Source organism: Shewanella sp. SACH (assembly GCF_001887095.2).
GTDB classification, from domain to species: Bacteria; Pseudomonadota; Gammaproteobacteria; order Enterobacterales; family Shewanellaceae; genus Shewanella; species Shewanella baltica.
The window spans coordinates 1,137,951-1,150,916 of the sequence record NZ_MPDG02000002.1 but is presented as its reverse complement, the minus strand read 5'-3'; the positions used below and the strand labels follow the sequence as shown (position 1 = coordinate 1,150,916).

The window sequence follows — 12,966 nt, the reverse complement described above, 5'->3', positions numbered from 1 at the left end:
CAGCTTAAGTGCGTTTTTTCTTGGCTTTTTATTGGACTTTTATTGACCATCTTCGATCACTCGCGACATTACTTTTTTATCTGTGGCTGTTTATCTTTGTATTTTTGGCACTGTATTTTTGGCAAGGTATTTTGCGCTAACAGGTACTGACTCGGAGCGACGCCCATCAACTGCCTAAACATATAACCAAAGGCTGAACCCGAGGCATAACCTAAAGATAACGCTGTAGTGAGCACAGATTCACCTCGACTGAGCATTTGAATCGCCACCTGCAATCTAAGCCTTTGCAGCCATTGGCTATAACTCAGCCCTGTTTGCTGTTTAAATAATCTCGCTAACGTGCGGGCCGAGGCACCGACCTCTCGCTGCCAATCCACCAAAGTGCGTTGCTCGCTCGGATCCGCAAGCAAAGCCTCGGTAATGCGCAGTAATTTTTTATCCTTAGGATAAGGTAAATCTAAGGCGACCTTAGGTGCCAGCACCATAAAGTCACGGATCACCATCAAGAGCCGTATAGCGCTATCCTTAAAATCGGGCTCAATCAGCCCAGCCTCACTCCTCATCAAGGCATTAGCCTCTTGCAGTAGCAACTGCAAAACAGGCTTCACACTCAGGCAAGTACAGTCGGATGGAAACCCGCCTATCTGGGTGTCATCCAAATACAGACTGCTCAATTGCACCAGACTTAGCGCGATAACCTCATGATCGACAAAGGGAGGCACCCACACTGCTTGTTCAGGCGGCACAATGTAACGCCCCGCAGGCGTGATCACACTCAACACACCTTGGCTGGCATAAATGACCTGTCCCCAAGAATGACGATGGCGCTGCACATGTTCAAACGGCTTGAGCGTTCGCTTAAGTAACATGATGGACGCGCTTAGCCCTGCGGCGGCTAAACGTGAAGGTGCGACCTGAGTGTGCTGAGTGATTTGCTGCTGAGATAAAGGAGTGTCAGTTACTTGATTCAAGGTGTTATCGCCCAAGGTGATTTTTATATCGAAGCTTCTTTTCGTATTATCGAGCCTCTTCCGTATATAAAGCGCCTCTTCGTATAAAGCACTTTTATGTATAGAAGTGTCTTTTTATCTAGACATTAAGTCAATCTATCGAGCTAACACCAAAGCGGCAAGCGCTAACATGCCCTCTCAGATTTAACAAATTGGAGATGACATGAGCATCCACATGAATAAAAATCGGGTTACGCCCGTCACCTTACAGAAAATGAAAGGTAAAACGCCCATAGTCGCCCTCACCGCCTATGAAAAACCGATGGCGGAACTTATCGATCCCCATGTGGATATGATTATCGTCGGCGACTCCGTCGGTATGGTGGTTTATGGGCAAGACTCTACACTCGGAGTTACCTTAGAAATGATGATTAATCATGGTCTTGCTGTCACTCGCGGCGCAGCACATGCCTGCGTGATTATCGATATGCCCTTTGGGAGTTATCAAGAATCGCCTCAGCAAGCCTTTAGACATGCCAGCCAAGTATTGATTCGCACAGGCGCGCAAGCGGTAAAACTCGAAGGGGGCGCAGAGATGCTCGACACCACTCGCTTTTTAACCCAGCGAGGGATCCCAGTGATGCCACATATAGGATTAATGCCACAACACGTCAATCAATTGGGTGGATTTAAAACCCAAGCAAGGGATGCAACAGCAATCGAAGCCCTCGTTCGTTTAGCAAAAGACTTTGAGCAGGCTGGCGCTTTTAGCATACTGATTGAAGGCACATCCGAACTCGCGGCGCGCACAGTAACAGCAGAAGTCTCAATCCCCGTAATCGGCATTGGCGCCTCACCCGCCTGCGATGGTCAAGTGCTCGTAACTGAGGACATTTTAGGCTTATTTTCTGACTACACGCCTAAATTTGCCAAACGCTATATCGACCTAAGCTCCTTAATCACTCACGCCTGCGCCGAATACGCCAGAGAAGTGAGAAGCGCTGAATTTCCAACAACAGAGCATTGTTTTGGCCTCAGCCAAACTATCAAGATTACAGCGGATTAATTGCCTAAAGCGAAATATTGCAGCAATCGAATAAACTATAAATCGAAATTTGCAACTAATTGAGTCTACCGACTTGCTTTTTATAGGGGGGCGTTGCTTTAATAAAACTATTAAAACAATAAATTGAGTCTGAAGATTGCCTACATCAACTGCATTAGTCTTAGGTGGCGGCGGCGCAAGAGCCGCCTATCAAGTCGGCGTGCTAAAAGCACTGGTTCAGCTTTATCCGCGTAATCATGGCATTCCCTTTAAAATCATTTGTGGCACCTCGGCAGGTGCCATTAATGGCACTTCCATTGCTACCCATGCTTCTTGTTTTCATCTTGGCGTCAAAAAGCTTGAATGGGTGTGGCGCCATTTTGAGACTCGCAAAGTGTATCGCGCATCCATCACTGGCGTGCTTGGCCACCTAGGTAAAATGGCTCTCAAAGGCATGCAGGATGATAAGGTTAATACCGACGCTGGCAGTCTGCTCGATAACGATCCACTCCGAAAACTGCTCAATGAATTAATCGATTTTAAACGTATCGACCGTAATATTCGCAGCGGCGCACTCACCGCACTCAGCGTCGATGCCTCTTGCTACAACAACTCACGCTCAGTAAGTTTTTTCCAAGCATCACGGAATATCGAAAACTGGACCCGCGCTAGACGCAGCGGCGAACGTATGATGCTCAACACTGAGCACCTACTCGCCAGTTCGGCCATCCCTATGGTGTTTCCCTCGATTAAACTCAATCAAGCCTATTATGGCGATGGCTCGGTCCACCAGCTGGCACCGCTCTCAAGTCCTATCCATTTAGGCGCCGAAAAACTCTTAGTCATTAACTTAGAGAGTCCACATAAGCATTTCCCAATGGAACTGGAATATCACCCGAAAACGGCATCCATAGCGGGCCATCTGCTCGATACTATCTTTTCCGACACTTTAAACAGCGACCTTGAACGACTTGAAAGGATCAATAACACCTTAAGCCTGATCCCCGAGTCAAGCCGTAACAAGCTGGCCTTACATCCGATTAAAACCTTAGTCATCAAGCCCAGCGAAGACCTCAGCAAAATTGCCGCCCGCTTCTACGATGACATGCCATGGGCAGTAAAAACCTTACTCGGTTTTATTGGTATAGATAGACAATCAGATTCAAGTATCGTGTCCTATCTACTATTCGAAAAAACCTACACCAGCGCATTAATCGACTTAGGTTACAAAGATGCCATGGAGCAAATTGACGAACTAAAAGCGTTTTTTGGTTTAAAATCAGAAAATAGCGCAGAATCTCATCGCTAACAGCTATGATGCAGAACTCATGGACTAAAACTGATTTATAAAGGTGAGTTTGTTTAGCTGTTCAAGTCTAAGATGAATGATACAACTCATTAAAATAAATGGGCTTAGTTTATAGCTAGGCAAAATTTCAATCGAAAGCCTGAATCCTCTTTAGGATTTAAGATTGATCATTTAGCTAGTATCCCCTATCATGTTTTACTAGATTAGCTAAGATCACTTAAATTTTTTCTAAAAGGGAATCAAGATGAAAAAAACTTCACTAGCACTAATCGCTGCTATCGCAGCATTCAGTTCAGTCGCTGCTAATGCAGTCGATGGTCAACCAGCTGGCAACAATGCTGCTTCAAACAGCACAGGTGCAATCGTTACTGGCGCAGTAGCTGGTGCAGCTGTAATTGCTGGCGCTGTTGTAATATCTAACAGCTCTGATGGTAACCCGATCACTGGTACAGGTACTACCACTACCACTGGCACTGGCAACTAATCAGTTATTAATGACTTTTAAACAACCGCCTATTGGCGGTTGTTTTTTTTGCTCGTTTAGAGAAAGTGAGAGTCACTTCATTTATTGAAATAAGTCTCAGATATCTCTACATTAGATATTTATTACTATTGAGAATAAGCAACTCGGATGCGTATAAATAAAAAACTACTCTTACTCACAGCCTCAATTGCATTAATGAGTATTGCTGGCTGTAGTCAACGAATTAGCGCCCTCAACGATACGATGAAATTAGCTTTCATTGGAGAGAGCGATATTAAGCTCACCACCGAGCAAATAGAAGCCAATCCCTACGCTAGCATCTATGTCAAGATAGAAGATATACCTCAAGCATTTGTTGTTTTAGCCTTTGCAGAACCGAAACAAACCCTCACCACTGTCAGACCAGCGCCAGAAGCAATGGAGCTAAAATGGCTCTCTGCAGATAAAGCAATGTTAGTGACAGTGAACGGGCGTTTGGTGAGAACTCATAGTCTGCTCTCAGGAAATTTAGCCGCTATTGAAAGTTCAGAATCCGATCCTATTCTCCTAGGTCTGCATCTAAATAGTACGCCTAAGACTTGGACTCGCACGCTTGACTGGCAGCCCGGCTACCATTATGGGTATAAACTTAATTCACAGTTTGATTTTATCGCTGAGGAAAAGATACTAATAAATGATACTCCCACTCAAGCATTGCATTACAGCGAGTTAGTATCTGTTGAAGGTCTTAATATTCAATATTTAAATGAGTTTTGGTTAAAACCGGATAATGGGCACGTCATTAAAAGCCGCCAGAAGATAGCACCCAATCTACCTTTTATCGATATAACTTTACTTAAGCCATTTGCATCTTAGTGGAACCATTATGAGATATTACATCGCGCCATTGGCACTTGTACTTAGTTCAGCACTAACGGCAACCGTTCATGCTGAAACCCAGTTATTCATCAGTACATCTACGAATCAGGATGCTCAGGTTCAACTAAACTATCTGACAGCAGTGCGTATAGAACAAATAGTACAAGACGGATTACAGCAACTCCCAGCATATAATAAAACCACGAATAAAGAGGTTGTTCCTATTTATTGGTTAGGTGCGGCATTACTCGATATTCAAAATACCGCCGCATTAGAAACGAAACGTCAGCAAGTCTTGAGCCAGTTAGCTAAAATGGGCCAAGTAAAAGACGACAGTGCTTACATCGCAAAACTGGCTAAGCTCGCACAACTTATTCGCAGTCTACAACTTGGCCAGCGCGTAATGCAACCTCTGGATATTGACCTTATTCGTATCAATGATTCATACAATTCGCTAATTGATGGTCGTTTCCTATTAGTCTTACCGCCTCGTCCAAGCACTGTTACAGTGCTTGGTGCAGTAGCTCAAACAGGGAATTTGGCATGGCAAGGCCAAAAGACTAGCAAAGATTACCTCAAACAAGCAGGGTTACTCGATAATGCTGAAACAAGTTTTGTGTGGATTATTCAACCCGATGGCAAAGCGATAAAACAACCCATCGCTTATTGGAATCATCAAGAGCAAGATATTGCTCCTGGAGCAAGTCTCTACGTTGAGTTTTCAAGTCTATTTGATGACTACACTCAACTGAATGAAAACATTGTTGAATTACTCAGGAATCGGGCTCTGTAATGAAAAAGTCTAGCCACACAATCCATACCTTAGGCCGATTATCTGCACTGTCTTTGGCATTATTACCATTACTCCAGGTAACTGCAGATGAGTTTTCTTATCCAACACTGTTAGCCTCGCAATCAGATTTTGGTGGTGTTGGTTTGATGCAAATGCCAACAGGCCGAATGGCGCCTGAAGGCGAGTTTAATTTTGCGACTAGCTATAACGACGACTACCAGCACTTCACAGCCTCAGTACAACTGTTTCCTTGGTTTGAGACCACTGTTCGTTATACGCAGGTACAGGATTTACTCTATAGCAGCGATCCCAATTTCAGTGGTAACACTAAGTACACTGATAAAGGCATTGACTTTAAAGTTCGGTTGCTTGAAGAAACAAACTGGCTCCCAGAAACATCTTTCGGTGTGCGCGACTTTGGCGGAACAGGCTTGTTCGATGGCGAGTTTATTGCAGCGACTAAACGGGTTGGCCCACTAGACTTCACTCTGGGCATAGGTTGGGGCTATATCGGCAATAGCGGTAACCTAACTTCAGATAAAAAGGATCTTAACTATAACTGCGATCGTGACACTTCCTATGGCGGTAAAGGGGGAACGGTTGATTATCAGCGTTGGTTTAAGGGCTGTGCTGCACTCTTCGGTGGCGTTGAGTACCAAACTCCATGGCAACCGTTGCGTCTAAAGCTTGAATATGACGGCAACGATTATCAATCCGATTTCCCTGTCGTGCGTGGCCGCGATAGGAATGCTATGCCACAGGACAGCAAATTCAACTATGGTTTACTGTATCGATTTGGTGACTGGGGCGATCTGCATTTAAGTTATGAACGTGGTAATACTTGGACGCTCGGTTTTAGTTTACAAACGAATTTCAATACCTTAACTCAGATAAAGCGCGATCCTGCTGCGGCTAAATATAAGCCAATACCAGCGGCACCGTTAACGCATGTGCAAACAGCCAATATTCCATTAGATAGTGTTAGCCCTTCAGAAAATATCATTGCGACGGCTGACACCACTCTACACATCAAAGCAGAAATAGCTGACACTCCTTTAATCGTTCAGCCTAAAGAAGCAATGTTAAAAACAACAATTGACTGGAATAAGGTTGCGCAGGATCTGCAAACGATTTCAGGCTATAGCAACGCTAAAATTTACCTCGACTTTGACAGTATTACCGTGGTTGGAGAGCAAACTAAATATCGTGATAGAAATGAAGCCCACCAAAGGGCTGCCACTATACTTGCCAATAATAGCGATCTGACTCAAATCAAAGAGTATCGCTTAATTGAGACCCATTATAGCCAGCCGATTACAGAAACGCGTATTGATGCAGAAAAATTTGCCCAAGTAGCCAGCTTTGGTTACCTCAATGCTAAGGTTACTGATGCGAGTCAAGTTGCAGTCCCACGCTTACCCCAAGGTGAGTTAGTAACGCGTACTGATAAAGATTGGCTGGATAAATTAGGCTTCGATGTTGCTCCCACTATGGTGCAATCCTTCGGAGGCTCAGAAGGCTTCTACATGTTTAATATCGGTGTTACTGGGAGTGCAAACTATAAGTTTACCGATAATTTCGAATTTGGCGGTTCTCTTTATCTCAACTTATACGATAACTACGATAAGTTTTTATATGACGTACCACCAGACGGTACCGACTTGAAACGAGTAAGAACGTTAATACGCCAATACGTTCATGATAACCCGGTGAGGGTTAATAACCTCCAATTAACATGGATGGATAATCTTAGTGATAACATTTCCTACCAAGCCTATGGTGGTTATTTGGAGATGATGTATGGCGGTGTGGGGACTGAGTTTCTCTATCGTCCACTCAATAGCCAATGGGCATTTGGTTTTGATATTAACTATGCGAAACAGCGAGATCCCGACAGTATGTTCGGTTTTTTTAGTGACGAAAACCAATTTGATCCTCTAACCAATCGGGCTTATCGAGTGCAAACCGGTGTAGTGACAGGCCATGCAACGGCTTATTACCAGCCAGAGTGGTTCCCCAATACTTTACTTAGAGTGAGTGCAGGGCAGTATCTTACCGAAGATAAAGGCGTGACGATTGACTTCTCTAAACAGTTTGATAGCGGCGTTATTGTCGGTGCATTTGCGACTAAAACCAATTTATCAGCAGAAGAATACGGCGAAGGCAGCTTTACCAAGGGCTTCTATATTTCCATCCCATTCGATCTTATGACCATAAAATCGACTCAAAGTCGTGCTTTCTTGTCTTGGATGCCACTGACCCGTGACGGTGGTCAAATGCTCGGACGTAAGTACAACTTATTTGATGTCACAGATGCGCGAGCACCTTGGTATACCAGACCGAGTGTTGAACCAGCGAAATAGTGAGTGCGTAGTTAAAACTAAAAATGGGCAAGATAATTCTTGCCCATTTTATTTTCTGCCCATAAAAACTGTTTAAAAAATCGAGGACTTAATGCCACCGATAAATATCAAGTTAAGCGCTCTACTCTATTGGCGACTTGATCCCATGTGGCGATGAGCGTAAATACTGTGGCGGCGCTTTCACAGTTGCACCGAGTGTTGCTGCCGCATGCCAAGGCCAATGTGGGTCATAGAGCATAGTGCGAGCAAGCGCGATAGCATCGGCCTGCCCTTGAACCAAAATCGTTTCTGCTTTATTAGCATCTGTGATTAATCCCACGGCAATCACAGGTATGTTTACCTCAGCTTTAATTGCTTCGGCAAAAGGCACTTGAAAGTGCTCAGCGACAGGGATTTGTTGCAGCGGACTTAACCCACCAGTACTCACATGAATAAAATCGCAACCTCTGCTCTCTAATACTTTTGCCAACACTAGGCTTTGGGCTAAATCCCAACCACCCTCGACCCAATCGGTTGCCGAAATCCGCACACCGAGTGCCATTTTAGGCGATATCACAGCCTTAATGGCATCAAACACGGCCAACAACAAGCTCAGTCGATTCTCTAAACTGCCACCATATTTATCGGTACGTTGATTCGATAACGGGGATAAAAATTGGTGTAGCAAATAACCGTGGGCAGCATGAATTTCAATCGCATCAAGCCCTAATCGTTCGGCTCTTTGCGCCGAACTGACAAATGCCAAGATAAGCTCATCAATTTCATCAAATGTCATCGCACTCGGTAATGCAGTGACTTCATTAAAGGCCTGCGCGGAAGGCGCTATCGTCTGCCAACCGTTATGTTCGTCGGGTGCAATAGCGCCGCCACCTTTCCAAGGTTTTCGAGTTGATGCTTTACGCCCCGCATGGGCAAGCTGTATCGCCATCGGCATATTTGAGTATTTACGGATAGACTTGAGGGTTTTATCTAAGGCAGCTTCCGTTTTGTCATCCCATAGACCTAAATCTGCATAGGAAATTCGGCCATTGGGAAGAACGGCGGTGGCCTCTAAAATGAGCATTCCCGCGCCTGATAACGCCATGCTCCCTAAATGAATCGTATGCCAATCGGTTGCTTGGCCGTTTTCTGCTGAGTACTGACACATGGGCGCGATAATAATGCGGTTCGCTAACTCAAGTTGACCTAAGGTTAAAGGCGAAAATAATAAACTCATTGTCATTCCTTTTAATACAAACCATGATTGGCTTTATGATGGTGAACTGGCGATGCTATCTCGCGTGGATAAAATCGGTGCGGTAATTAATGGCCAATCAATGGCAAACTCTGCACTATTCCAAGCGACAACGCTTTCATCTTCAGGATCATAATATTGGGTACATTGATAAATAACCTCAGCATAATCACTGAGAACATAAAAACCGTGAGCAAAGCCCGGTGGGATCCACATTTGCAGATGATTCTCAGCTGATAGCACTCGCCCAACCCATTTCCCATAAGTGGCCGAGTCGGGCCTTATATCGACGGCCACATCAAAAATACTCCCTGCACAGACCCGCACTAATTTCCCCTGCGGTTTACGCCGTTGAAAATGCAAGCCTCGCAGGACATTACGTTGCGAACGGCTGTGATTCTCCTGCACGAACACACATGACTCGAATCCACGCTGTGCAAAGCAGGCATCAAAATAGGATTGCCTAAACGTCTCCATAAAGAAACCGCGTTCATCCCCAAAGACTTGCGGTTCAAACACCAACACTTCTGCTAACTCAGTTGCGCTACATTTCATCAAATACCTGCTTATCGAGTAATCCATGGAATAACGGCAAATCGTGGGGAGTGCAAATAATCAATATATCCCGAATATCAGACTGCATCAGGGTGACAAGTGGATAATAAATCATAGGTTTATCGTAAATGGGCAGTAATTGCTTACAGACAACCTGCGTCATAGGATAAAGACGCGAGCCAGTACCGCCCGCCAGTAAAATGCCTTTTCTCATTGAAATATTTAAGATTGATAAGCTAGGTGAAGTGTCCAGATTGTAGCATATAAAAGACGACGAGCCGGAAGAACGGATGACAGGAGATGAGTCAGTCGATTAACGAAAATAATGGCGCAATAGCCGTTTGCATTCCAAGCACTAAAAGCCATTCAGCTTCAGTAAGATGGAGAATCCTCTATTCAATAAAGACAAGTGCATTTGCTGAACCTAGCGCTCACCAATCTTCGCCCTTGCTACTGCTCAGGGATCAGCATCTCAATACGTAACCCCTGATTCGGCGCAGAGAAGAGTGAAACATTACCATTAAGCTTTTGGGTGACCAGATTATAAATAATCGACATCCCCAAACCTGTGCCACCACTTTGGCGCGCCGTGGTAAAAAATGGCTCGAATGCTTTGGCTTTCACTTCATCTGACATGCCGATGCCGTTGTCTTGATAAGTCATCTTGATCTGTGTTCCCTCCTGTTCAACCACAATGACAATCTGTTTATCTCCGACAAAATCATCAGGGAAAGCGTGGCGAAAACTGTTAGCGACTAAATTGGTAAAAATCTGAGCGATGGCGCCGGGGTAGGAATCAATGAAAATATTGTCATCAAGTTCGACTTTTAAAGTGATGTTTTTCTTACGCATTAAGGGCTTTAATGAACTAAATATTTGGAAAATATAATTCTTTAAATTAAAGCGCTCACGTTCCAATATTGATTGATCTGCGGCAGTGCGTTTAAAGTTATGAACCAGTTCTGCGGCGCGGGAAAGATTACGCTCAATTAAACATAAACCATCCTGCATTGTATTGATAAAACTGACAAACTTATCTTCATCGAGATCGTTTTTCTCGAATGACCCTTTTAGTAGCGATAACTCATCCAAACAATGGGTCACGGATGTTACCGCGATACCCAGTGGCGTATTCACCTCGTGAGCCACACCGGCAACTAAGCTACCTAAGGCGGCCATTTTTTCATTTTCAATTAAGTGCTTTTGGGTCGATTTTAAGGTCGATAGTGCCGTCTCAAGTTCTGTTGTTCGCAGTTCAACTTGATGCTCCAAATCGGTATTGATGAGTTTGAGCTGTTGTTGGTATTCGAGGATCTCTTTAGCACTTATGGCTCGGCCAAAGAGATCGGCCAGTGCCGAAGCAAACGCCTTTTCATCCCGCGTCCATTCCCTCGCCTCACCTTGATGCTCAGAACAAATAATCCCCACCATTTTGCCGTGGTGACGAATGGGGCTATCCAGCATAGAGGTGATCTGATTCGGTTTCAGGTAAGTGTCGACAAACTCTTTGGTGGCAGGATCCGTTTGCGCCTTATTAGCGACAATGGTGCGCTCATTGTCGAGTAAGCTGAAGTAATGGGGAAACTGCGCGCGAGTGAGCACTAACGCTTCTTGCGGCTGTTGGTGGTCGAGTAAATAATAACAAGCAATAGTCTGATTATCTTGACCAAACAACCAAATGCCCGCCCGCGTGATCTGTAATCCCTTACAGATTGAACTCACTATAAGTTGTGATGCTTGAATGAGATCGCCCTCATCAATAACCTGAGACTTACTGACATCAAATAGGATTCGATCAAGCATTCGGGTCATAGGGGTTCGTCCGGAATATGGATATGTAGGGAGGCAAACGCATCTAACAGTTTTAAACTCGCTTCACACAATACGGGGTCAAACTGCTTACCCGATTGCGCCAAAATATACTCTCGTACCGCATCGACTGACCACGCCTCTTTATAACTGCGCTTGGAAAGCAACGCATCAATCACATCGACAATCGCCATGAGTCGGCCTTCAATGGAAATTTCTTCCTTAGCAATTCCACGGGGATACCCTTGCCCATCCCAACGCTCATGGTGGGTATAAGCAATTCGGGCACCCATTTTGGCAATAATACGATTTGAGCCGGCGAGCAAGTTATAGCCTTTCTCCGCATGGGTTTGCATGATCGCCCATTCCTCGGCATCAAGCTTGCCCGGCTTATGTAAGATACTCTCAGGGATACCTATTTTACCCACATCGTGCAGCGGCGCAGCGTAACGAATCGTTTCGATAAAGTCCGCGTTCATGCCGATGGCAATTGCGAGCATTTCAGTCATGCGCGCAACCCGACGTACATGGGCTCCCGTCTCTTTACTGCGCTGCTCAATGGCATCGCCTATGATTAAAATCAGCTCCCTTTGCGTCTGCTGCACATTTTCACGGCCCGACAAATTCTCAAAGGTTAAGCTCACATTCGCCGCAAATAGTTCAAGAATACTGACTTGAAAATCCGTTAACTTAGTATTGTGCTGCAAATATAGAATACTGGTGACATGGCCACTTAGCTCATAAAACCCAACGTAAATATTGTCACGAACGAGCGAGGTTTTTAGCGCGATAGCCTCGATAATATACTCACGTACATCCCCAGGTAGCGCCTCAACACTGCCACCTTCGCAGTAACTGATCATCTCACCCGTGGCGGCCAGTAGATTCATTTGGGTATCGAGGTAAAGGTCTTGATGATAGCTTGTGAGATAAAGGGCTGAGCTTTCAAGATTGAGTAACTGTAAAGTCTGTTCAAGCACCGCACTGCCAAAATTATGTAATGTATGACTTTTAAGTACCGAGGTGGAGGCAGCAATGACTTTCTCCATCCCCTTCTGGCTTTGCTCGATGATTTTAATATCGCGATAGGAACGCAGTGAAGTGTAGACACAAGACTTAAGCCGAGCCGCGGTAAGCTCTGTCTTGGCCTTGTAATCATTGATATCAAAGTCCCGAATAACTTGATCTTCAGGCGCCTGTCCCGGCTGGCCTGTGCGTAAAATGATGCGGGTGCTGTGATTATTTAATTCAGTACGGATTTTTTGAACTAGCTCTAACCCAGCATGGTCGGTTTCCATGACCACATCAATAAAGGCCAATGCAATATCCGTTTCGGTTTGAAGTAATGCTAAACCTTCGGCGGCGCTGTAACAGGAATAGAACTGTAATACCCGATTATCTAAAGTCAGATTTTTTAGAGCAAATCGAGTCACCTCATGGATCCCAGGCTCATCATCAATAATGGCAACTTTCCAAATGCCTTGTTTAGGCTTATGGGATTTATCCTCGATAACATCAGCACTTTTCTTAAATAACGCCACAGAACCACCGTCTACGATGAATAGT

Annotated in this window: 11 protein-coding genes and 1 pseudogene; 6 read left to right on the top strand and 6 right to left on the bottom strand. The window is 44.8% G+C overall.

The features are described from left to right. Window positions 1-68: 68 nt before the first annotated feature. Entirely contained in the window at window positions 69-986 is a 918-nt protein-coding gene (locus BM607_RS13015) for a helix-turn-helix transcriptional regulator (RefSeq protein WP_071939635.1), read from the bottom strand. A 187-nt stretch (window positions 987-1,173) separates the two neighbouring features. Between BM607_RS13015 and panB the strand changes: the two genes are divergently transcribed. The 6 genes from panB to BM607_RS12985 all read left to right on the top strand — a co-directional run bounded on the left by panB (window position 1,174) and on the right by BM607_RS12985 (window position 7,802). Then, window positions 1,174-2,016: a 3-methyl-2-oxobutanoate hydroxymethyltransferase gene (gene panB, locus BM607_RS13010; protein WP_071939636.1), complete on the top strand. Its 843-nt coding sequence runs from the start codon at window positions 1,174-1,176 to the stop codon at window positions 2,014-2,016. A gap of 136 nt (window positions 2,017-2,152) precedes the next feature. Next, window positions 2,153-3,304 carry a patatin-like phospholipase family protein gene (locus tag BM607_RS13005; protein ID WP_071939637.1) on the top strand — a complete coding sequence of 384 codons (1,152 nt, stop codon included), beginning with the start codon at window positions 2,153-2,155 and terminating at the stop codon, window positions 3,302-3,304. A gap of 244 nt (window positions 3,305-3,548) precedes the next feature. Next, window positions 3,549-3,788: a hypothetical protein gene (locus BM607_RS13000; RefSeq protein ID WP_071939638.1), complete on the top strand. Its 240-nt coding sequence runs from the start codon at window positions 3,549-3,551 to the stop codon at window positions 3,786-3,788. Between the two features lie 147 nt (window positions 3,789-3,935). Then, window positions 3,936-4,643 (top strand): YjbF family lipoprotein, encoded by a 708-nt coding sequence (locus tag BM607_RS12995; RefSeq protein ID WP_071939639.1) that lies wholly within the window; start codon window positions 3,936-3,938, stop codon window positions 4,641-4,643. 10 nt (window positions 4,644-4,653) lie between these two features. Beyond that, window positions 4,654-5,439: a capsule biosynthesis GfcC family protein gene (locus BM607_RS12990; RefSeq protein WP_071939640.1), complete on the top strand. Its 786-nt coding sequence runs from the start codon at window positions 4,654-4,656 to the stop codon at window positions 5,437-5,439. After that, entirely contained in the window at window positions 5,439-7,802 is a 2,364-nt protein-coding gene (locus tag BM607_RS12985; RefSeq protein ID WP_071939641.1) for a YjbH domain-containing protein, read from the top strand. The genes BM607_RS12990 and BM607_RS12985 overlap by 1 nt, the downstream gene beginning before the upstream one ends. Window positions 7,803-7,923: 121 nt before the next feature. On the opposite strand, the gene BM607_RS12980 is transcribed toward BM607_RS12985, so the two are convergent. The 5 genes and pseudogenes from BM607_RS12980 to BM607_RS12960 all read right to left on the bottom strand — a co-directional run bounded on the left by BM607_RS12980 (window position 7,924) and on the right by BM607_RS12960 (window position 12,941). Beyond that, a complete protein-coding gene (locus BM607_RS12980; protein ID WP_071939642.1) occupies window positions 7,924-9,018 on the bottom strand; it encodes an NADH:flavin oxidoreductase/NADH oxidase in 1,095 nt (364 codons plus the stop codon). A 33-nt stretch (window positions 9,019-9,051) separates the two neighbouring features. Next, window positions 9,052-9,591, bottom strand: a complete 540-nt coding sequence (gene rfbC / locus BM607_RS12975; RefSeq protein ID WP_071939643.1) for a dTDP-4-dehydrorhamnose 3,5-epimerase — start codon at window positions 9,589-9,591, stop codon at window positions 9,052-9,054. 28 nt (window positions 9,592-9,619) lie between these two features. Continuing rightward, window positions 9,620-9,805: pseudogene (locus tag BM607_RS12970) on the bottom strand (sugar phosphate nucleotidyltransferase); the annotation flags it as partial. Between the two features lie 236 nt (window positions 9,806-10,041). After that, a complete protein-coding gene (locus BM607_RS12965) occupies window positions 10,042-11,403 on the bottom strand; it encodes a GAF domain-containing sensor histidine kinase (RefSeq protein WP_071939645.1) in 1,362 nt (453 codons plus the stop codon). Then, a complete protein-coding gene (locus BM607_RS12960) occupies window positions 11,400-12,941 on the bottom strand; it encodes a DUF3369 domain-containing protein (protein ID WP_071939646.1) in 1,542 nt (513 codons plus the stop codon). Before BM607_RS12960 ends, BM607_RS12965 begins: the two co-directional genes overlap by 4 nt. Window positions 12,942-12,966 lie beyond the last annotated feature (25 nt).